Annotated in this window: 19 protein-coding genes; 4 read left to right on the top strand and 15 right to left on the bottom strand. The window is 66.1% G+C overall.

Annotated elements, in window-relative coordinates:
* Window positions 1-22: 22 nt before the first annotated feature.
* Window positions 23-1,594: an ATP-binding protein gene (locus WC597_RS06800; protein WP_372692575.1), complete on the bottom strand. Its 1,572-nt coding sequence runs from the start codon at window positions 1,592-1,594 to the stop codon at window positions 23-25.
* A 111-nt stretch (window positions 1,595-1,705) separates the two neighbouring features.
* Here WC597_RS06800 and WC597_RS06795 point away from each other — a divergent pair, with 111 nt between their 5' ends.
* Window positions 1,706-2,443, top strand: coding sequence for a hypothetical protein (locus WC597_RS06795; RefSeq protein WP_372692573.1), 738 nt, complete (start codon window positions 1,706-1,708; stop codon window positions 2,441-2,443).
* Here the strand turns inward: WC597_RS06795 and WC597_RS06790 are convergent.
* The 14 genes from WC597_RS06790 to WC597_RS06725 all read right to left on the bottom strand — a co-directional run bounded on the left by WC597_RS06790 (window position 2,440) and on the right by WC597_RS06725 (window position 13,976).
* The gene (locus tag WC597_RS06790; protein ID WP_372692571.1) at window positions 2,440-3,801 is read right to left on the bottom strand and encodes a glutamate--cysteine ligase; all 1,362 of its coding nucleotides are present in this window, start codon (window positions 3,799-3,801) and stop codon (window positions 2,440-2,442) included. The genes WC597_RS06795 and WC597_RS06790 overlap by 4 nt on opposite strands.
* Before the next feature lie 134 nt (window positions 3,802-3,935).
* The gene (locus WC597_RS06785; RefSeq protein ID WP_372692569.1) at window positions 3,936-4,772 is read right to left on the bottom strand and encodes a 16S rRNA (uracil(1498)-N(3))-methyltransferase; all 837 of its coding nucleotides are present in this window, start codon (window positions 4,770-4,772) and stop codon (window positions 3,936-3,938) included.
* Window positions 4,769-5,029 (bottom strand): Txe/YoeB family addiction module toxin, encoded by a 261-nt coding sequence (locus WC597_RS06780; protein WP_372692568.1) that lies wholly within the window; start codon window positions 5,027-5,029, stop codon window positions 4,769-4,771. The genes WC597_RS06785 and WC597_RS06780 overlap by 4 nt, the downstream gene beginning before the upstream one ends.
* Window positions 5,026-5,271: a type II toxin-antitoxin system Phd/YefM family antitoxin gene (locus tag WC597_RS06775; protein WP_372692567.1), complete on the bottom strand. Its 246-nt coding sequence runs from the start codon at window positions 5,269-5,271 to the stop codon at window positions 5,026-5,028. The genes WC597_RS06780 and WC597_RS06775 overlap by 4 nt, the downstream gene beginning before the upstream one ends.
* 62 nt (window positions 5,272-5,333) lie before the next feature.
* Window positions 5,334-6,497, bottom strand: coding sequence for an acyl-CoA dehydrogenase family protein (locus WC597_RS06770; protein ID WP_372692566.1), 1,164 nt, complete (start codon window positions 6,495-6,497; stop codon window positions 5,334-5,336).
* A gap of 183 nt (window positions 6,498-6,680) precedes the next feature.
* Complete coding sequence (locus tag WC597_RS06765) at window positions 6,681-8,465, bottom strand: acyl-CoA dehydrogenase C-terminal domain-containing protein (protein WP_372692564.1); 1,785 nt, start codon at window positions 8,463-8,465, stop codon at window positions 6,681-6,683.
* 3 nt (window positions 8,466-8,468) lie between these two features.
* Window positions 8,469-8,951, bottom strand: coding sequence for a MerR family DNA-binding transcriptional regulator (locus WC597_RS06760; protein WP_135193530.1), 483 nt, complete (start codon window positions 8,949-8,951; stop codon window positions 8,469-8,471).
* Between the two features lie 354 nt (window positions 8,952-9,305).
* Window positions 9,306-9,722 carry a DoxX family protein gene (locus WC597_RS06755; RefSeq protein WP_372692563.1) on the bottom strand — a complete coding sequence of 139 codons (417 nt, stop codon included), beginning with the start codon at window positions 9,720-9,722 and terminating at the stop codon, window positions 9,306-9,308.
* A gap of 198 nt (window positions 9,723-9,920) precedes the next feature.
* Complete coding sequence (locus WC597_RS06750) at window positions 9,921-10,892, bottom strand: TraB/GumN family protein (protein WP_372692562.1); 972 nt, start codon at window positions 10,890-10,892, stop codon at window positions 9,921-9,923.
* 57 nt (window positions 10,893-10,949) lie between these two features.
* Window positions 10,950-11,147, bottom strand: coding sequence for a helix-turn-helix transcriptional regulator (locus tag WC597_RS06745; RefSeq protein WP_372692561.1), 198 nt, complete (start codon window positions 11,145-11,147; stop codon window positions 10,950-10,952).
* Entirely contained in the window at window positions 11,144-11,584 is a 441-nt protein-coding gene (locus WC597_RS06740) for a hypothetical protein (protein WP_372692560.1), read from the bottom strand. Before WC597_RS06740 ends, WC597_RS06745 begins: the two co-directional genes overlap by 4 nt.
* A gap of 97 nt (window positions 11,585-11,681) precedes the next feature.
* A complete protein-coding gene (locus WC597_RS06735; protein ID WP_372692558.1) occupies window positions 11,682-11,900 on the bottom strand; it encodes a helix-turn-helix domain-containing protein in 219 nt (72 codons plus the stop codon).
* Window positions 11,901-11,912: 12 nt separating this feature from the next.
* Window positions 11,913-12,440 carry a DUF2975 domain-containing protein gene (locus WC597_RS06730; RefSeq protein WP_372692557.1) on the bottom strand — a complete coding sequence of 176 codons (528 nt, stop codon included), beginning with the start codon at window positions 12,438-12,440 and terminating at the stop codon, window positions 11,913-11,915.
* Window positions 12,441-12,563: 123 nt separating this feature from the next.
* On the bottom strand, window positions 12,564-13,976 hold the full coding sequence (locus tag WC597_RS06725; protein WP_372692556.1) for a protein adenylyltransferase SelO: 1,413 nt from the start codon (window positions 13,974-13,976) through the stop codon (window positions 12,564-12,566).
* 373 nt (window positions 13,977-14,349) lie between these two features.
* Between WC597_RS06725 and nhaA the strand changes: the two genes are divergently transcribed.
* The 3 genes from nhaA to WC597_RS06710 all read left to right on the top strand — a co-directional run bounded on the left by nhaA (window position 14,350) and on the right by WC597_RS06710 (window position 19,007).
* Window positions 14,350-15,594, top strand: coding sequence for a Na+/H+ antiporter NhaA (gene nhaA, locus WC597_RS06720; protein WP_372692555.1), 1,245 nt, complete (start codon window positions 14,350-14,352; stop codon window positions 15,592-15,594).
* 205 nt (window positions 15,595-15,799) lie between these two features.
* A complete protein-coding gene (locus tag WC597_RS06715; protein WP_372692553.1) occupies window positions 15,800-18,451 on the top strand; it encodes a TonB-dependent receptor in 2,652 nt (883 codons plus the stop codon).
* 178 nt (window positions 18,452-18,629) lie between these two features.
* A complete protein-coding gene (locus WC597_RS06710) occupies window positions 18,630-19,007 on the top strand; it encodes a hypothetical protein (protein ID WP_372692552.1) in 378 nt (125 codons plus the stop codon).
* Window positions 19,008-19,039 lie beyond the last annotated feature (32 nt).

Genomic DNA, 19,039 nt, shown 5'->3' with positions numbered 1-19,039 from the left:
GCAAGGTTTGTCAACCCGTCGGTCAGGCCGCCATCACCGCCTGAATCCCGGCCAGCAGGCTGGCGGCGGTGATGGGTTTGGGGACGTGGAGGTCGGCGCCGGCGGCCTGGGCCTGGTCGCGGTGTTCGGCCATGGCGTTGGCGCTGAGCATGACGATGGGGGTGCGGGCCTGGGCGGGGCGGTCGGCCTCCATCCGGCGGATGGCGCGGGTGGCGGTCAGGCCGTCCATGCCCGGCATCTGCATGTCCATCAGCACCAGGTCGAAGGTCTCGGCCTGGAAGGCGGCGAGGGCCTGTTCGCCGTCGCCGACGGTGACGACCTGCATGGCGTGGGCCGCCAGGATTAGCTGGACCACGCGCTGATTGACGGGGTGGTCCTCGGCCAGCAGCACGCGCAGGGCGGCGAGGGGCCGTTCGGCCTCGGCCGCGCGGGCGCGCTGTCGCGCATCGTGGTCGGTCAGGGAAGCGGCGCGCGTCAGCGGGATTTCGACCATGAACCGGCTGCCCACCCCCGGCGTCGAGGCGGCGGAAATCCGTCCGCCCATCAGTTCGACCAGAGACCGGCAGATCGACAGGCCCAGGCCCGTGCCGCCGAACCGGCGGGTGATGGTCGTATCCGCCTGGCTAAACCGGTCGAACAGGCGGGCGGCATGATCGGGCGAGAAACCGACGCCGGTGTCCTCGATCCGCAGCGTCAACTGGGTCAGGCCGTCGGAATCCTCGTCAACCGCGATGGCGACGCCGACTGAGCCCTGATGCGTGAACTTGATCGCATTGGACAACAGATTGTCCAGCACCTGGCGGATACGGGTGCTGTCGCCGACGAACAGGCCGCGCGCATCGGCGTCGCGGCGGATGTCGAAGGTCAGGCCCTTGGCCTCGCCCCGCAGGCGCATGACGTCGAGCGGGGCGGCCAGGGCCTCGTCCAGGTCGAAGGGACGGGTCTCCAAATCCAGATGGCCGGCCTCGATCTTGGACACGTCCAGAATGTCGGACACCAGCCGTTCCAGCGTCACGCCCGAACTACCGATCAGGTCCACCATCTCGGCCTGTTCGGGGGTCAGATCCGTGCGCGACAAAGCGTCGACGATGCCGATGACGCCGTTCAGGGGCGTGCGGATTTCATGGCTCATATTGGCGAGAAAGTCGGACTTGGCGTGGTTGGCGGCCTCGGCGGCGGCGGTGGCCTCGCGCAGGGCCTGCTCGGCGGCGACCTTTTCCGTCACGTCGCGGGCGATGCCATAGACCCGGTTCCCCAGCCGGTGCGCGCGCCATTCCACGGTGACGTAATGGCCGGCCTTGTGGCGATAGCGGTTGATCTGGCCCAGGACGGGATCGCCGGGGCGACGGCTTTCGACCTCGACGATGCTGTGCCGGGTGACGGCCTGGTCGTCGGGATGAACGAGCCGGGGCAGGTCGCGGCCCTCGATTTCTTCGGGGTGATAGCCGAGGATGGTGAGCCATGAGGCGCTGGCCTTGACGACCCGCCCGTCCAGTTCTCGCACCACCAGCAGATCCAGCGACACGTCGAAGAAGGTGTCCAGGTCCACGTCGGCGGTGGGGAAGGCCAGGGTCGCAACGGGCAAACAGGTCATGACGCAATCCCTCAACTGAGACCCACGTTAGGCCGCATCCGTTAAGCTTGCCTTTTCAGCCCGGCAGGATGACGGGATGGCGCACTGCGCAGGGTCGGTTAGGATCGAACCATGATTTTCGCCCTCGCCCTGATCGCCGCCCTGCAATCCCCGGCAGCCGTGGATCGATTTGAACCGCTGACCCTGACCGACGACCGGGCCTGTACAGCCGATCAGAGCCTGTGCGTCGGTCTGGTATACGAGACGCGCGGCGGCGAGCCATTCTTCAGCCCTGTCGTGCGCACACCCGACGCCCTGCCTACCCCGCCGGAAAATGCGTCGGGCGAGGTAGAGACCTATCAGCCCTGGGTCGGCCTGATGCGGCTGGCGCACGGCGGATATCTGGCCGGGGTAGAGATGGGGAGCAGCAGCATGTATTCGGGCGGCGGCGGGCAGGCGACGGAGCTGCGTCTTTATCGGCTGGACGCGAAGGGCGATGCCGGCGCCGCGCCTGTGCTGACCGTGCCGATCCGGGGTTCGTTGATAATCCGCGCCTGTTTCAGCGAAGAAGACATGGAGCAGCGGGCCGGCGCCTGTCACGACGAATACAGTTTCGACGCCGTGCTGACGGCCTCAGGCGAGGCGGGCGACATGCCCGTGTTCGATTACGTCACCACGGCGACCGCCTATCCGCGCGGCGCCTCGCGTTCCGAGGACTCGCTGGAAAAGCCGCCTTTGAAACCCGCCGACCTGGTCACCGTGCGTGATCCGAAATGCAGCTACAGCCGCCGCTTCACCTTCGACGCGGCGGCAGGCGAATACCGCCCTGACAGCAAGCTGCAGGACTGCTCAGACTATACCATGCCCTAATAGGCGAAGTCGGCGTAGATGCGCTTCACGTCGCCCTGCCAGGCGCCGTGATACAGGTCCAGCAGGCGTTCGGCGGGGGTGACGCCGCTGTCGGCGATGTCTTCCAGTTCGGACAGATAGCCGCGCTCGTCCACCATGCCGCCCGAGAATTTGGCGCGGTTCTTCAGGCCTTGTTTGGCGATGTTGACCAGGTCCACGGCGATGTCGCGCACGCTGCGGCCGGCGACTTCGGCCTTGAGGCCCAGCCGGGTCACGTCGCGGCGCAGGCGTTCGTGGTCGGCGATGTCCCAGTCCTTGACCAGATCCCAGGCGGCGGCCAGCGACGGGGCGTCGTACAGGACGCCGGCCCACAGGGCGGGCAGGGCGCAGATCCGGCTCCACGGACCGCCGTCGGCGCCGCGCATCTCCAGATAGGATTTCAGCCGCACCTCGGGGAAGAGGGTGGTCAGATGGTCGTTCCAGTCCTTGATCGTGGGGAACTGGCCGGGCAAGGCGGGCAGTTTTCCGGCCTGGAAATCGCGGAACGACTGGCCCGAGGCATCGACGTAATGGCCGTCGCGCTTGGCGAAATACATCGGGGTGTTCAGGGCGTAGTCGGCGTAGCGCTCGAAGCCGAAACCCTCCTCGAACACGAAGCCCAGCATCCCCGTGCGGTCGGCGTCGGTGTCGGTCCAGACATTGGCGCGGGCCGACAGGAAGCCGTTGGGCCGCCCCTCGGTGAAGGGCGAACAGGCGAACAGGGCCGTGGCGACCGGTTGCAGCGCCAGCGAGGTGCGGAACTTGGCCACCATGTCGGCTTCGGAATCGAAGTCGAGATTGGCCTGGATGGTGCAGGTGCGCAGCATCATGTCCAGGCCCAGCGTCCCGACCTTGGGCATATAGGCGCGCATGATGTCGTAGCGGCCCTTGGGCATGACCGGCGCCTGTTCGCGCGTCCACAGCGGGTCGAACCCGGCGCCCAGGAAGCCGACGCCGATCTGGTCGGCGACTTGCTTGACCTCCATCAGGTGTTGGCCGGTCTCGTTGCAGATGTCGTGGATGGTCAGAAGCGGCGCGCCCGACAGTTCGAACTGACCGCCCGGCTCCAGGCTGACCGAAGCGATGAAGCCCTCGGCGTTGCGACGCTCCAGCCCGATCAGGAAGCCGTTCTCCTCGACCGGCGACCAGCCGAAGCGTTGCAGACCCTCCAGCATGGCCTTGATGCCGTTCGGACCCTCGTAGGCGGGGCGCGCCAGTGTGGTCTTGTCGAAGCCGAACTTCTCGTGCTCGGCGCCGATGCGCCACTGGTCCTTGGGCTTGGCCCCCTTGGACATGGCCTCAATGAGGACGGTCCGGGTCAGCGGCGTGTTGTCGGTCATGCGTCAGTCCCTTCGGGCGCATCGTAAGCGACCGTGTGTCGCGGCTAGATGGGCAAGATTACGGCAAGGCTCAAGAGGGCTTTGTTCTTTCCCAGACGCGCGCCGCGCGGCGGCTCGCTGCTTGAGGGGCGCACCTATCGTTCCCAATCACCCACGGCCGCCTGCCACAGGGTCATGGCGGCGATGGCGGCGGTGTCGGCGCGCAGGATGCGCGGACCCAGCGAGACGGCTGTGGCGAAAGGCAGGGACCGCAGTCGTTCGCCCTCTTCCGGCGAAAAACCGCCCTCGGGACCGATCAGGATGGACCAGGGCTGTCCGACAAATCCTCCCCCATCGGGGGAGGGGGACCCCGAAGGGGTGGAGGGGGCCTGATCCAGGCTCGGTGTCCGGGGCCGGCCCCCTCCACCACGCTGCGCGCGGTCCCCCTCCCCCGATGGGGGAGGAATAAGCGCCGACATCGCCGGCGCGCCGCCGGTCTCGTCGCAGAACATCAGTCGACGGCCCGTCTCCCAGCCGTCCAGCAGGGCGTCCAGCTTCATCGGATCATCGACGGCGGGCACGTCCATGCGGCCGGTCTGTTCGGCGGCCTCCTCGGCGATGGCGTCCAGCCGGTCCAGGCGAATACGGTCCGCGTTGGTGCGTTTCGTCAGCACCAGCCGCACCCGGCGCGCGCCCAGTTCGGCGGCCTTTTCGACGATGGTCTCGACCCGCGCCTTCTTCACCACGGCGACGATCAGCTCCAGATCGGGGCCGAAGGTCTGAGCGCGCACCTGTCCATCAGCGCGGAGGATGACGCCCTTCTTCAGGATTTCAGCGACGGAACAGCGCCACTCCCCATCGCGGCCGTTGAACACCAGCAGATCGTCACCGACCTTCAACCGCATGACCTGGGTCAGATAGCGCGACTGGTCCAACGTCGGCGCGACGGGGGCGGCGGCCTTCAGGTCACCCTTCACATGCAAACGTATCATCTGGCGTAATGGTAGCGGCACTGAGCGATCAGCAGGGTGTCTTCAGTCGCGCGATAGACCAGTCGGTGTTCTTGGTCGATACGGCGCGACCACCAACCCGAGAACTCGCCTTTCAGCGGTTCGGGCTTGCCGGTCCCCGTGAAAGGAGTTCGCAGGCATTCACGGATCAGTCCATTGATCTTCCTGAGCAGTTTCCTGTCGGTGGATTGCCAATGGAGATAATCCTCCCAGCCCTCTTCCTGAAACGTCAGCTTCATTCGATCAGGTCGCGCACCTGACCGCCACCCGCGTCGAGTTCGGCGATGGACTTGCGCAAACGCTCAGCGTTCGCCGGGCTACGCAGCAAATATTCCGTCTCTTGCCAGGAGGCGAAGTCCTCCAGCGACATCAATACCGCCGCCGGCTTGCCGCCTTCGCGCGTAATGATCGTATAGTCGTGATCCGCCGTCACTCGGTCGATAGCCGAGGCGAGGTTCTTGCGGAGATCGGTGACGGACATCGCGTTCATGCCGCTAATGTACGAGATTCCGTACGTTGTCGCAAGTGGTGAGTCTCAGACTTTCACAGCGTCCGCGCGATCAGCAGCTTCATGATCTCGTTCGTGCCGCCGTAGATGCGCTGGACCCGGGCGTCCTTGTATAGCTGGGCGATGGCGTATTCGTTCATATAGCCATAGCCGCCGTGCAGTTGCAGCATCTCGTCCAGGGTCTCGCCCTGGATGTCGGTGACCCAGTATTTGGCCATGGATGCGGTGGCGGCGTCCAGCTGGCCCTTCAGGTGCAGGCCGATGCAATGGTCGACGAACACCTTGGCGACGGTCAGTTTGGTCTTGACCTCGGCCAGCTTGAACTGGGTGTTCTGGAAGTCGATCACCCGCTTGCCGAAGGCCTTGCGTTCCTTGACGTAGGCCAGCGTCGCCTCCAGCCCGCGCTCGGCGGCGGCGACGCCCTGGACGGCGATGTTCAGCCGCTCCTGCGGCAGTTGCTGCATCAGCTGGACAAAGCCCTGGCCCTCGCCGCCGCCGATGATGTTGTCGCCCGGAACCTTGACCTCGTTGAAGAACAGCTCGGAGGTGTCGTTCCCCTCCATGCCGATCTTGTGCAGGTTCCGACCGCGCTCGAACCCTTCTGCGCCATCCGTCTCGACCACGATCAGCGACGTGCCCTTGGCGCCCTCGGCCGGGTCGGTCTTGGCCACCACGATGATGAAGTTGGCCAGCTGGCCATTGGTGATGAAGGTCTTGGAGCCGTTGACGACATAGCCGTTGCCCGACTTGACCGCCGTCGTCTTGATGCCTTGCAGGTCGGAGCCGGCGCCCGGTTCGGTCATGGCGATGGCGCCGACCAGTTCGCCCGAGGCCAGGCGCGGCAGCCAGCGCGCCTTCTGCTCCTCGGTGCCGTAATGCCATATGTAGGGGGCGACGATGGCGTTGTGCAGCGAGATGCCGAAATGGTCCGCGCCTTTCCAGCCCAGCTGGCGCATCAGCACGACCTCGTGCCTATAGTCGCCGCCCATGCCGCCGTCTGTCTCGGGCATGGACAGGCCCAACAGGCCGTCGGTCCCGGCCTGGGTCCACAGGTCGCGCGGCACGCTGGAGTTGGCGATCCAGGACTGGACCTTTTCCGGCGGCGCGTGCTCGTCGATCCATTTGCCGACGCTGTCGGAGAAGAGGGTGATCTCCTCTTCGCGCATGAAATCGGGGTCGGGGCTGTTGAGGATGTTCATGAGGTCACTCCAACATTCTCCCTCCCCGTCCGGGGAGGGTGGCCGCGCAGCGGCCGGGTGGGGGCGGCAAGGTGAAGCGGCCTAGATCGGAGTGCGTGTCGCCCTGCCGCCCCCACCCGGTCTCCGCTTCGCTTCGACCACCCTCCCCCGCGGGGGGAGGGAGAGCCGTTAGGGCGTCGCTCCTCAGAATGCCTCGGCCGGCATGGCCATCAGCACGTCGGCGCCGGTCTTCATCTTCTTCAGGTGGGCGTCCGCGTCGGGCAGGATGCGCTCGACGAAGTAGCGGCCGGTCTGGAGCTTGGTGGCGTAGTAGGGGTCGGTCGATCCGGCCTCGACCTGGGCTTGCGCCGCCTTCGCCATTTGCGCCCACATATAGGCGAGCGCCGTGATGCCGAAGACGTTCAGATAGTCGGTCGAGGCGGCGCCGGCGTTGTCCGGGTTGGCCATGCCGTTCTGCATCAGCCACATGGTGCCATCCTGCAGCTTGGCCTTGGCGTCGGCCAGACCGTCGACGAAGGGCTTGATGGCCTCATTGCCGCTGTTCTCGGCGACGAAGGCGTCGATCTCGCCGAACCAGGTCATGATCGCCCGACCGCCGGCTGCGGGCAGCTTGCGGCCGACCAGGTCCAGCGCCTGGATGCCGTTGGTGCCCTCGTAGATCATGGTGATGCGGGCATCGCGCAGATACTGCGAGGCGGGGAAGTGTTCGGTGTAGCCCGAACCGCCGTGGACCTGCATGCCCAGCGACGCGACGTGGAAGCCCTTGTCGGTCAGATAGGCCTTCAGCACGGGCGTCAGCAGGCCCATGTAATCCTTGGCCTTGGTCGCCACAGCCTCGTCTTCGGACTTCTCCAGATCGGCGTGCAGGGCGGTCCACAGGATGAAGGCCTGGCCGCCTTCGACGAAGGCCCGGGCCTCCAGCAGCATGCGGCGCACGTCGGGGTGGACCATAATCGAGTCGGCCGGGCCGTCCGGGTTCTTGGGTCCGGTCAGGCTGCGGCCCTGCAGGCGGTCCTTGGCGAACTCGACGGCGGCCTGATAGGCGGCGTTGCCGATGGCCAGACCTTGCAGGCCGGTGCCCAGGCGGGCCTCGTTCATCACCACGAACATGTTGTTCATGCCGCGGCCTTCCTGGCCGATCAGCCAGCCCTTGGCGCCGTCGTACTGCATGACCGCCGTGGCGTTGCCGTGGATGCCCATCTTGTGCTCAAGCCCGGCGCATTCCAACGTGTTGCGCTCGCCCAGCGAGCCGTCCTCGTTGACCAGGAACTTGGGCACGACGAAGAGCGACAGGCCCTTGATGCCCGGAACCGCGCCTTCGACGCGGGCCAGGACGGTGTGGATGATGTTGTCGGCGAAGTCGTGCTCGCCGGCCGAGATCCAGATCTTCTGACCGGTGATCGAATACGACCCATCGCCGTTCGGCACGGCCTTGGTGCGCACCATGCCCAGATCGGTGCCGCACTGCGGCTCGGTCAGGTTCATCGTGCCCGACCATTCGCCGGTCGCCATCTTGGGCAGGTATTTCTGCTTCAGCTCTTCGGATGCATTGGCGTGGATGCCGGCATAGGCGCCGGCCGTCAGGCCCGGATACATCGAGAAGGCGGCGGATGCGCCGGCCGTCATCTGACCGAAGGCGGAGGCGACGACGCTGGGCATGCCCTGGCCGCCGTAGGCCGGGTCGGCGGCCAGCGCCATCCAGCCGGCTTCCGACATCGCCTTGTAGGCTTCCTTCCAGCCCTTGGGACCGGTCACCACGCCGCCCTCGGCCCAGTGACACCCTTCCTTGTCGCCCGGATTGTTGATCGGGGCGATGACCTCGTCGGCGAACTTGGCGCCTTCCTCCAGAATCTGGCCGACCAGATCCGAAGAGACGTCCTGGAAGCCCGGCTGGTTGGTGTAGCGGTCGATCTCCAGCACTTCGTTCAGGATGAAGGTGAAGTCGCGGACAGGCGCCTTGTAGGCCATGGATTACGCTCTTGCTTTGAAGGGGTGGTGATGGTCGTGGTTGAGACGCGCGCGCAGCAGCTTCTCATAGTCTTCGGCGCCCGGCAGCAGGTCGGGGCGGTGTTCGGAAAGCTTGGATTCCATCCAGTTGCAGGCCTGTTCGGCCGTCTCGATGGCGCCTTCGATGTCTTCCAGCTGCTGCTTCAGCGCCGCGATCTGGGCGCGGTGCCGCACCAGGGCCACGGCCATCTGATGGACGTTGTGATCCTTCTGATCATAGAGATCCATCATGTCCTGGATCTCCTGAAGGGTGAAGCCGATGCGGCGTCCCCTCAGGATCAGTTTCAGCCGGGCGCGGTCGCGGGCGTCATAGACGCGGGTCTGGCCCTTGCGCGCAGGGGTCAGCAGGCCCTTGTCCTCATAGAATCGCAGGGCGCGCGCCGTGGCTCCGAACTCGCGGCAGAGCTGGCGGATGGAATAGGTGCGGTGGTCGTCGGCGGTGGCCATGACCCAACATAACTTGACGTGCGCGTAAAGGGAAGCGGTTTACGCGCACGTAAGGGTAAGCTTTTTCATCAGTGCTTTTGGAACCGAGCCACCCGCGCTGGCGGGCCTCGTTCATCACAACGGGCACGGCGGGTTCACGACGAACACGACGAATGTCGTTGTGCACGCTGTGGCTCCGTCGTGATCGTTGTGACGAACCGTTCCGCTCGCACCAAGCCCGCTGTCGCGGGCGTCGCAGCGACCAGGAAAAAGCCCGGAACCTGGGGGGAGGTTCCGGGCGCAAACGCCGGACTGAGGGGGGGATGGGGCCCGGCGTTCGATCTCTTTCGGAAAGGCCGTATCAGGCCCAGAACTTTAGGCTCTGCGGCGACCCAGCAGAACCGGGACGGTGAAGGCCAGCAGGACGCCGTTGACCGCCGCCAGGCCGAAGTCCTGGCTGAGGGCGTGGACGATCAGCATGGTCGATTCCAGAACGACCAGGCCGGTCGCCGCCGTCATCAGCAGCGGGCGTCCCATGCGCCACGAGATCAGAGGGCTGAGCACGCCAATGGCCAGCACGATCTCGACCACGCCCAGACCGCGCACCATGTTCTCGGGCGCGACCGCCGGCCAGCCCATCAGATTGATGAGGTTGGTCATCGGCTCGGTCAGCTTGGCGTAGCCGGCGGCGATGAAGAACATCGCGATCCAGCCCTGCAGCGTCCAAAGGGCGATGTTGGCGTAGGCGGCGCGGCTGCGCGAGGGGGCGGTGGTGAAGGTTGAGGTGGTCATCGGGGGAGGAACCTGATTTCGTAACAGTCGCGATATCGGATTGGGGGTCGCCGTTCGCAAGAGGGGATATAGCGGCGCTTTCGATATTTGTCATCAGGCGATGACATCAGCGGATGACATCGGTTGATGACTTTGTGTTACAGGCCGGGGCATCTGGTCCGATTCCCGACGCCCCACAACCCCGATACGCGCGGCGCCCTATTGTCGGATCACCGAGATTCCTCGCGCGGCCAGCAGGTCCTGCACGGTGTCGTCGCCCGCGAGGTGGCCGAGACCCACGGCGATGAAGCTGGTGCCGGATCCCGCGAGCAGGGCCTCGATCTGCTCGGCCCAGTCGGCGTTGCGGCGCGCCATGAAGATCTGGTGCGTCTCTTCGGAGATGGCGCGTCCGTTCTCGTGCGCATATTGCGCCATGGCGGCCTGATCGCTTGCGATCCAGCCGGCGACGACGCCGTCCAGATCGGCGGCGGCCCTGTCATAGGTCTTCAGATAGTGCCGCAGATAGGTCATCTGACCCGCGTCGCTCATCCGGGCCAGGCCGCCGATCTGCTGGTCGAGGGTCTCGAAGCCGTGGATGGTCTTGCCGGCCGCCAGCGCCCGGGTTCGCAGATTCATCTCGACGCCCAGCTTTGGGTCGTAACCCGCCGCCGTCAGCGGGCCGGTGGCGATCATCAGGGCGGCGAACCAGGGCCGGAACGGATCAATCTGTTGCGCGGTCAAGCCGGCGGCCGGGGCGGCCTTGGCCAGGGTCGCCAGTTCGTCTGGCGTCAGCCAGCTGGACAGGGGGCGTTCCGGCGACAGGCCATATTGCTGGATTATCGGCACAATGGCGGCCTGGTCGTCCGGGTTGACGACCTCGAACCAGACATCGGTCGCGCTGTCGAAGGCGGCGTCCACCTTGTCCGATCCCCAGGCCGTGCCGGGCTTCAGCAGATGGATCGTGCCGAACAGATAGACGGTGGAATCCGCGTCCCGGATGACCCAGAGGGGCGGGCCGTCGCCAGCGGCGCGGGCGATGGGGGCCAAGGCCACGGGGGGAGGTGCGACGGGCGTCTCGGCATAGGCTTCGCCGGCGAAGATGGCGGCCCAGGCGGCGAGGCCCAGCGCCATGCCGGCGCCGATGGATTGGACGCGCGAAGCCGCGCGCCCCAGAGTGATCTGGAGATTCATGGTCGTTTTCCTTGGTTTGAAGGGGTGTGGCGCGACGCGGGATGCGCCGCCGCCGGATCAGACGGCGAAGAGGTCTTCGACCGGATGGTTCAGAGTGCGGGCCAGGCGGACCGCCAGGGTCAGGGACGGCGCATAGAGACCCGTTTCGATGGCACGCAGGGTCAGGCGTGACACACCGATCCGCTGGCTGAGTTGGGCGACGGAAAGCTGCTGCTGGCTGCGCAGGTCCTGCACGCGATTGGCGACCCGGCTCATGCGGACTTTCGATTCAGCGGCAGAGCCAGACCATAGCCGACAGCTTGGCCGCCGAGCAGGCAGAGAAAGCCGGTCACCGCCCAGGCGGCGGGTCCATGCAGCAGCGGCGCCGTCAGGGTCACGCCCTTGCTCAGCAGGACGACCAGTGCGGCGGCGCCGGCGACGACGCCCAGATTGCCGCCCGTCCACCAGGCCTTGCGGTGCGCGTGGCGCGCCGTCTCGTCCAGCCCGCGCCACCAGACGCCATTATAATGGATCATCGCCAGCGTCAGGCCGATCAGCATGACGACCAGGCCCAACGAGGGCGGGGCGCCAAGGCTGCTGGGCCAAAGGGGCGTGTCGACCTTGGCGGTCAGGCTGACGGCGGCCAGGGCCGCGGCGATGGAAATAACGGTCTTCTGGTCGTGGGTGTAGTCGGCGCGTTCGAGATGTTTCATGACAAGCTCCCCTGTCGTTGTGACAAGGGAGCTTTACGATTTGCTTCAATGGCAAGTCAAGCGTCATTTACATCGCGACAATGATGCTTTCCTTCGGTCAGTCCTCCGGCTGCACCCCCGGCGTCTGGACGATCAGGTCGCCGGGCTGGCAATCCAGCTCGCGGCACAGGGCGTCCAAGGTGGAGAAGCGGACGGCGCGGGCCTTGCCGGTCTTGAGGATCGACAGATTGGCCATCGTCACCCCGACGCGGTCGGACAGTTCGGTCAGGGACATGCGGCGTTCGAGCAGCAGGCGGTCCAGCTGGATCATGATCATGGCGCGCCCCTCTCAGACCGTGGTCATCTGTTCGTCGCGCATGGCCGACCCCTGCCGGAACACCTCGGCCAGGATGAAGACCACCAGAATGCCCAGCCAGGACCCCAGGTCGAAGTCATAGTCTGACGGCGACTGGCCGATGCTCTGCGGCGCCACGAAGACCAGCAGAAGCGCGGTCAACTGAATGCCGATCAGGCCCAGGCCCACGGCCTGAAGCCGTTTGACATTGGCGAACTCGAAGGCGTCGCCCTGATTGACCGACAGCAGGATACGCCGCAGCCGGTTGATGATCCACCAGGTGAAGCCGCAGGCCATAACGGCGCCGAGCAAGGTCAGGCGGCCGGTGATTTCGAAAGCATGCCCGGGGTCGCTCTGGGCGCCTTTCAGGGCATCTATGACGCCTGCGCCGAAGCTGGGAATCACCAGTGTCAACAGGAAGACGACACCTATGCCCACCGCGCCCAGCATCACGAACACATTGAAGAAGCCCAGCAGCCACCGCAGGGCGCTGGCGGCCGACCGTTTGCCGACGAGTTTCATCTTGATAGCTCTTCCAATCGGGTCGCCCTCCGCGACCGCCTTGGTGACTATCGATATGGATTTATCGATAAACGGACAAGAACATTATCGATAAACGAGATGAAGCTTTCGTAAGGTTCGGCGTCACGCGCTGAAGCCCCAGGCGACGCGGGCGGCCTCTAGCCGGGCCAACTTGGCGCGGAACGGCGCCCAGTCGTCGTCGGTCGCGATGGCGGCCCAGATCGCCTCGACCTCGTCGATCAGCATCTCTTCCGGTTCGCGCGCGGCGAACATCGGATGTTCCAGCCGTTCGATGCGGTCGGGCTCGTGCTCCAGCAGGGCGAAGCGGAAGGCGTCGAAGGCCTCGCCCTGATACGATTTCACGCGCGGTCCCGACAGGGCGCGCGCCGACGACGCGAAGCCGCCGAACCAGTCGAAGAAGACCGGCTCCCACCGCAGGGCCGCGCCGCCCTCACGCAACAGGGCAAGGGTCGCATCCACCAGCCGCTGATCCGCCGCCTCGCCCAGGCTGCGCACCCCCAGCCGCATCAGGAAGGCCGCGCGCAGTTCGCGGATATAGGCCGGGCCGAATCCGTTCAGCGCCTGGGTCAGCGGCTCGACATCGGCGACCAGTTTCAGACACCCCGCCAGTTGCGTCAGGTTCCAGAACACCGCCTCCGGCTGGCGCGCGAAGGCATACAGGCCGGTCTGGTCGAAATAGGCAGCGGTGAAGGCCGGGTCGTATTCGGGCAGGAACCGCCAGGGGCCATAGTCGAAACTCTCGCCCGTGACGTTCAGATTGTCGGTGTTCAGCACCCCGTGCACGAACCCCGCCGCGATCCAGCGCGCGGTCAGTTTCGCCGAGACCTCGACGATGGCGGTCAGCAGGCCGGGCGCGTCCCCGGCGACGACGCTGGGGTGATACAGGGTGCGGACATGTTCGATCAGCGCCTCGATCTGGTCGCGGCGACCCAGATAGGCGGCGCGCTGGAACGTCCCGAACCGCACATGGCTGTGCGACAGCCGCACCAGGACGGCGGACCGCGTCGGCGACGGTTCGTCGCCGCGTTCCAGCGCCTCGCCCGTCTCGATCAGCGAAAACGCCCGGCTGGTGGGCGCGCCCTGCGCCTCCAGCATCGTGGCGGCCAGCACCTCGCGCACCCCGCCCTTCAACGTCAGCCGCCCGTCGCCGCCGCGCGACCACGGCGTCCGGCCGGAGCCCTTGGTCCCCAAATCGAGCAGCCGACCCGAGGCGTCGCGCATCTGAGCCGCAAGGAACCCGCGCCCGTCGCCCAGATCGGGATTGTAGTGGCGGAACTGATGCCCGTGATAGCGCATGGCCAGCGGTCCGGGCTGGCCGGGCAGGGGCTCGAACCGGCCAAAGGCGGCGATCCATTCCGCCTCGCTCAGCCCCTCCAGCCCGACCTCGGCGGCGGCGCGGTCGTTGCGGAACCGCAAGATCGTCTTGGGGAAGTCCGCGGCCTGAACCGCATCGGCATAGTCCGCGCCCAGGTCGAAGAAGCGCGGTTCGGGGCGGTAGGCGGGGGAGACGGGCATGGCCGCTAGGTGCGTGTCCGAAGGGGAGAGCGCAACCGTCCTCTTCTTCTTTCGTCATCCTCCGGCGCGAAGCGACCGGGGGAGCCAGCGGCGCGCGTGAGCGCGACCCTGTCGCGGAGTGGATGTCCCAGCATGGTGCGGCGGCCGCATCGCCTTCGGCGCCGCTGGCTTCCCCGGTCTCGCTGCGCTCGCCGGAGAATGACGAAAGGGGGAGGGGCGGTTGGCTTGGCAGGCCGCATCCCCTATCCTGCCCCCAGCCATCAGGTCGCTCCGTGCGGCCAGGCCGGCGCGCTCCGAAAGGGCGATGAATCCGGTCCGACGCCCGTCGATAACCTGGCGTCACGACAGCTTCAGTTGTTCGATGGAGGCCGCCGTGGCGCGCAAACTGACACTCGATTTCCTCAAGACCGAGGCCGCATCCGGCTCGGCCCTGGCGCTGGCGGCCATCGCCGCCGTGGTGGTCGCCAACTCGCCTTGGGGCGGGGACTATTTCGCCTGGCTGAAGAGTTATCACGTGCTTCAGATCGGCCCGATCCGGCTGGAGGAGACGATCTCCGACTGGATCAAGGAAGGGCTGATGGCGATCTTCTTCCTCGTGGTGGGGCTGGAGATCAAATACGAGATCGTGCGTGGCGAGTTGAGCGACCCGCGCAAGCTGGCGACGCCGGTGCTGGCGGCGCTTGGCGGCATGGCGGGACCGGCGGCGGTCTATCTGCTGTTGTCCGCGACCATGGGGGCGCCCCATGCCGGCTGGCCCATTCCACTGGCGACCGACATCGCCTTCGCCCTGGCCATCTTCGGTTTCGTCGGCAAGGGGCTGCCGTCGTCGCTGCGGGTCTTCCTGCTGACCCTCGCCATCGTCGACGACCTGGGCGCCATCGCCCTGATCGCCGTGCTGTTCAGCGAGGGGGCGAACTGGACGCCGCTGCTCTGGGCCCTGGGCGCCCTGGCCGTCGGCGCCGTCGCGGCGCACCGAATCCGTATTCCCGCGCCCTTCTGGGTGCTGGGGTTCGCCCTGGTCTGGTATCTGACGGTGCTGTCGGGCCTCAGCACCTCCCTGACCGCCGTGGCCTTCGCCATGATCGTGCCGATCAAGGGCCGCGTCGAAGACGGCCAGAGCCCGCTGAAGGAGGCGATGCACGACCTGCACCCGTGGAACGCCTTCCTCGTCCTGCCGCTGTTCGCCTTCGCGAAAGCCGGCGTGTCCTTCGCCGGTCTGTCGATGGAGCAGGCGTTCGCGCCCCTGGTCATCGCCATCGCCCTGGGCCTGTTCTTCGGCAAGCAGATCGGGGTCATGGGCGCCGCCTGGCTGGCCTCGGCGCTGAAGATCGGGGCGCGGCCGACGGGCGCCAGCTGGCTTCAGGTCTATGGAGTCTCCCTGCTGTGCGGTGTGGGGTTCACCATGAGCCTGTTCATCGGCGTCCTGGCCTTCCCCGGCGCGGTGGATTCGCCCGAGCAGGTCGAGGTCAAGCTGGGCGTCATCGGCGGCTCGATCTTGTCGGCGATCGCGGCGGCCGTCGTGCTGGGTTTCGCCGGTCGGCGCCGCCAGACCGACCCGGCCGCCCTGCACCCTGAGGTCGAGCCCTTGGGGCCGAAAAATGGGCAAAAACTGACCTAACGTCAGGCTTTTATGTCTCTTCCCTGACACACAAAGGCGAATCCACGGCGAAAAATCGTCGCGGGTAACAACGCTCGCTTGTCGGGGGGGCCGAAGCGCGCTTAGCCTGTCGATAACGAACGATCCTCCAAGAAGGGGACGTCGATGGGAACAGGAAACGCCGTGATCGCCTGGTGCGGTTGTGGCTTCAGCCGGGAGGACGCCTATGCGCCGCAATCTTCAACTCAGAACCACTGTGTCCGCCGCTGTCGTGGGCGCAGTCGTCTTTGGCCTCGTCGGGGGCTTTGCCGGCGTCGCCGCCGCGCAGGACGCCCCGGCGACCGTCGACGACATCATCGTCACCGCCCAGAAGCGCGAACAGAGCCTGCAGGACGTGCCGATCGTGGTCACGACCTTGTCGCAGGAACTGCTGGACGGCGCCGGCGTGCGCGACATCAAGGATCTGCAGATCCTGACGCCCGGCCTGACCGTCACCTCGACCCAGTCGGAAGCCTCGACCACCGTCCGTATCCGCGGCGCCGGCACCGTGGGCGACAACCCCGGCCTGGAAAGCTCGGTCGGCGTGGTGATCGACGGCGTCTATCGCTCGCGCAACTCGGTCGGCTTCGGCGACCTGGGCGAACTGAGCCGCATCGAGGTCCTGAAGGGGCCGCAAGGCACCCTGTTCGGCAAGAACACCTCGGCCGGCGTCATCAACATCATCACCGCGCGCCCGTCGTTCGATCCGTCGATCTCGGCGGAACTGACCGGCGGCAACTTCGGCGCCATCGGCGGTTCGGTCTCCGTCACGGGCGGTCTGACCGATCAGGTCGCCGGTCGCCTGTTCGTCGCCCATCGTGAGCGTGACGGCTTCTACGGCGTCAACGTCGGCGACGGTCCGCGCACCATGACCCAGGACAATACGCAGAACTATACGACCGCGCGCGGTCAACTGCTGATCCTGCCCAGCGACAACACCTCGATCCGCCTGATCGCGGACTACACCAAGCGCGACGAGTTCTGCTGCGCCGCCGTCCAGACCCGCGTCGGCCCGACCCAGGCCTTCATCGCCGCCCTGACCGCGCCGAACGGACCCGGTCAGCGGCCGCCCGTCGCAGGTTTTGGCCCGGTGCCCTTCTCGCGCCTGGCCTATTCCAACCGCGAGACCCCGCAAGAGATCGAGGACATGGGGCTGTCGGCGGAAGCCACCATCGACTTCCCCAGCATCAACGCCACCCTGACGTCCCAGACCTCGTGGCGCGACTGGTCGTTCCAGCAGGGGATGGACCTCGACTACACCGGCGCCGACATCCTGTACCGCGCCAACGACGGCTCCAACGGCTATGGCGTCGACAACCTGACGCAGGAATTCCGCCTGGCGGGCACGACGGACAAGTTCGACTGGCTGGTCGGTCTGTTCGCCACCAAGGAAGGCGTCTATCGCGACGATAGCTATGTCTATGGCTCGGACTACAACGCCTTCGCCTCCTTCCTGCTGACGGCGTCTTTGCCGGCCGCCGTCGGCGGTCCCAGCCCGTCGCGCCTGGGCTGCTTCACCAACCCGAACGGCTTCCTGGTCGGCACGGCCGGCGCGGGTGCGGGCCAGCCGCTGTGCGTCATCGGCGCTGTGCCGCCCAGCGCCGCCGCCCCGACCTTCACGCCGGGCAAGGCCTATCAGGACCACTATTCGCAGCGCTCGGAGTCGGTGGCCCTGTTCACCAACAACACCTATCGGGTGACCGAGGCCTTCGACATCAACCTGGGCCTGCGCTACACCTATGACAGCAAGCGGCTGCTGGGCGTGCAGGACAATCTGGGCAGCAACGGCGCGGCCTGCGGCGGCGCTCTGGCCAACCAGAACCCGGCCAACCGCACGGTCTCGCCGATCCCCGGCACCGCCAACGTCGCCACCCCGGCGGCGGCGCTCGGCCTGCTGTGCCTTCCCTGGTCCAACCCGCTCTACGACAATCGCCGGATCCAGGAGAAGTTCAGCGACACCGACATCTCGGGCACCATCAAGGCGTCCTACCGGTTCAACCCGTCGATCATGGTCTATGGTTCGTATGCGCGCGGCTACAAGGGCGCGGGCTACAACATGGATCGGGTGCAGACGGGCGTGACGCCGGACGCCTCGCTGTTCTTCGCCGCCGAGACGGTCGACAGCTATGAGGCGGGGGTCAAGACCACCCTGTTCAACCGCACCATGCTGCTGAACCTCACCTACTTCGATCAGAAGTTCGAGAACTTCCAGCTCAACACCTTCCTGGGCACCGCCTTCGTGGTGGAATCGATCCCGGAACTGACCTCGCGCGGCGTCGACGCCGACATGGTCTGGTTCACCCCGGTCGAGGGTCTGTCGTTCCAGGGCGGCGTGACCTACACCGACGCCAAATACGGTCAGTTCGGCGCCGGCGACCTGTCCAGCCCCGGCCGCTTCCCGCAGCTGTCGCTGCTGCCGGGCGCGCGCGCCTCGTTCGCCCCGGAATGGTCGGTCACGGGCGCCCTGGCCTTCGACCGCTCGCTGGGCGGCGGCCTGCGCGGCGGGTTCAACCTGTCGGCCAAATACTCGACCGAATACAACACCGGCTCGGACCTGCTGCCCTACAAGAACCAGGACGCCTTCACCGTCGTCAACGGCCGCATCTCGATCGGTTCCGAAGACGAGCGCTGGACCGTGGACCTGTGGGCCCAGAACCTGCTGCAGGAAAAATACACCCAGGTCGGCTTCGCCGCGCCTCTACAAGGCACGGCCTTCACCAACACAGCGACGCCCCAGGCGAACGGCACCTTCTACAATCAGGCCACCGACACGGCGACCTACAACGCCTACCTCGGCGCCCCGCGCACCTATGGCGTCACTCTGAAAGTGAGATACTGATCGTCAGCCCCCAAGGCTGAACGACGAAGGGCCGACCGGGAAACCGGCCGGCCCTTTTGTTTGGGGGTGTGTTGGTCGGGGGAAGCGGGAAGGCCGTTCTTATACTGAACGCTCATTTCCGCGTCCGCCCCATAGGCGACATTCGATGTGACGCGTAGTCTCTAGTTCTGGAGGGCCAATGTCAGAGTTCACAGAACTTGAGCGGACAGTGCTCGCTATCATTTGTGATGATCAGCCCGGCATAGGCGAGGCGCTTCGCAAACTTTTATCTGCCGCTCGTATTTCCGAGCGGGATAATACTGGCCACGGCTTTTATACGTCGTTTGATGTGGGGAAGGACAAGCCGCCAGTTACATGGCCAGAGCGTATGTTGGACGGACCGGATGGTGAGGTTTCTGTGGGCAGCGAAACCCTGCTCATGGGCTTCATCCTTTGGCTTGAAGACGGCTATCCAGATTGCCTTGAAGGCTTTCAATACGGCACAACAGCGGGAGACGACATCGACCTGAAAGTTGTCGATCTGACCAGTATTCGATGGATCAAGCCCTTGCTCTGATAGCGGTTCAACGCCCATTTCTCGGCCAGAAG

Source organism: Brevundimonas sp. (assembly GCF_041648115.1).
In the GTDB taxonomy this organism is placed as follows: Bacteria; Pseudomonadota; Alphaproteobacteria; order Caulobacterales; family Caulobacteraceae; genus Brevundimonas.
The sequence above is the reverse complement of the archived record's forward strand: the minus strand, read 5'-3'. Positions and strand labels throughout refer to the sequence as shown.

Coding starts and splice junctions, on each gene's coding strand:
- WC597_RS06740 (WP_372692560.1), bottom strand. CDS start 11,584: ATGAAACATCTCGAACGCGCCGACTACACCCACGACCAGAAGACCGTT.
- WC597_RS06735 (WP_372692558.1), bottom strand. CDS start 11,900: ATGATCATGATCCAGCTGGACCGCCTGCTGCTCGAACGCCGCATGTCC.
- WC597_RS06750 (WP_372692562.1), bottom strand. CDS start 10,892: ATGAATCTCCAGATCACTCTGGGGCGCGCGGCTTCGCGCGTCCAATCC.
- WC597_RS06730 (WP_372692557.1), bottom strand. CDS start 12,440: ATGAAACTCGTCGGCAAACGGTCGGCCGCCAGCGCCCTGCGGTGGCTG.
- WC597_RS06775 (WP_372692567.1), bottom strand. CDS start 5,271: ATGTCCGTCACCGATCTCCGCAAGAACCTCGCCTCGGCTATCGACCGA.
- WC597_RS06765 (WP_372692564.1), bottom strand. CDS start 8,465: ATGGCCTACAAGGCGCCTGTCCGCGACTTCACCTTCATCCTGAACGAA.
- WC597_RS06790 (WP_372692571.1), bottom strand. CDS start 3,801: ATGACCGACAACACGCCGCTGACCCGGACCGTCCTCATTGAGGCCATG.
- WC597_RS06760 (WP_135193530.1), bottom strand. CDS start 8,951: ATGGCCACCGCCGACGACCACCGCACCTATTCCATCCGCCAGCTCTGC.
- WC597_RS06755 (WP_372692563.1), bottom strand. CDS start 9,722: ATGACCACCTCAACCTTCACCACCGCCCCCTCGCGCAGCCGCGCCGCC.
- WC597_RS06715 (WP_372692553.1), top strand. CDS start 15,800: ATGCGCCGCAATCTTCAACTCAGAACCACTGTGTCCGCCGCTGTCGTG.
- WC597_RS06795 (WP_372692573.1), top strand. CDS start 1,706: ATGATTTTCGCCCTCGCCCTGATCGCCGCCCTGCAATCCCCGGCAGCC.
- WC597_RS06770 (WP_372692566.1), bottom strand. CDS start 6,497: ATGAACATCCTCAACAGCCCCGACCCCGATTTCATGCGCGAAGAGGAG.
- WC597_RS06785 (WP_372692569.1), bottom strand. CDS start 4,772: ATGATACGTTTGCATGTGAAGGGTGACCTGAAGGCCGCCGCCCCCGTC.
- WC597_RS06710 (WP_372692552.1), top strand. CDS start 18,630: ATGTCAGAGTTCACAGAACTTGAGCGGACAGTGCTCGCTATCATTTGT.
- WC597_RS06800 (WP_372692575.1), bottom strand. CDS start 1,594: ATGACCTGTTTGCCCGTTGCGACCCTGGCCTTCCCCACCGCCGACGTG.
- WC597_RS06725 (WP_372692556.1), bottom strand. CDS start 13,976: ATGCCCGTCTCCCCCGCCTACCGCCCCGAACCGCGCTTCTTCGACCTG.
- WC597_RS06745 (WP_372692561.1), bottom strand. CDS start 11,147: ATGAGCCGGGTCGCCAATCGCGTGCAGGACCTGCGCAGCCAGCAGCAG.
- WC597_RS06780 (WP_372692568.1), bottom strand. CDS start 5,029: ATGAAGCTGACGTTTCAGGAAGAGGGCTGGGAGGATTATCTCCATTGG.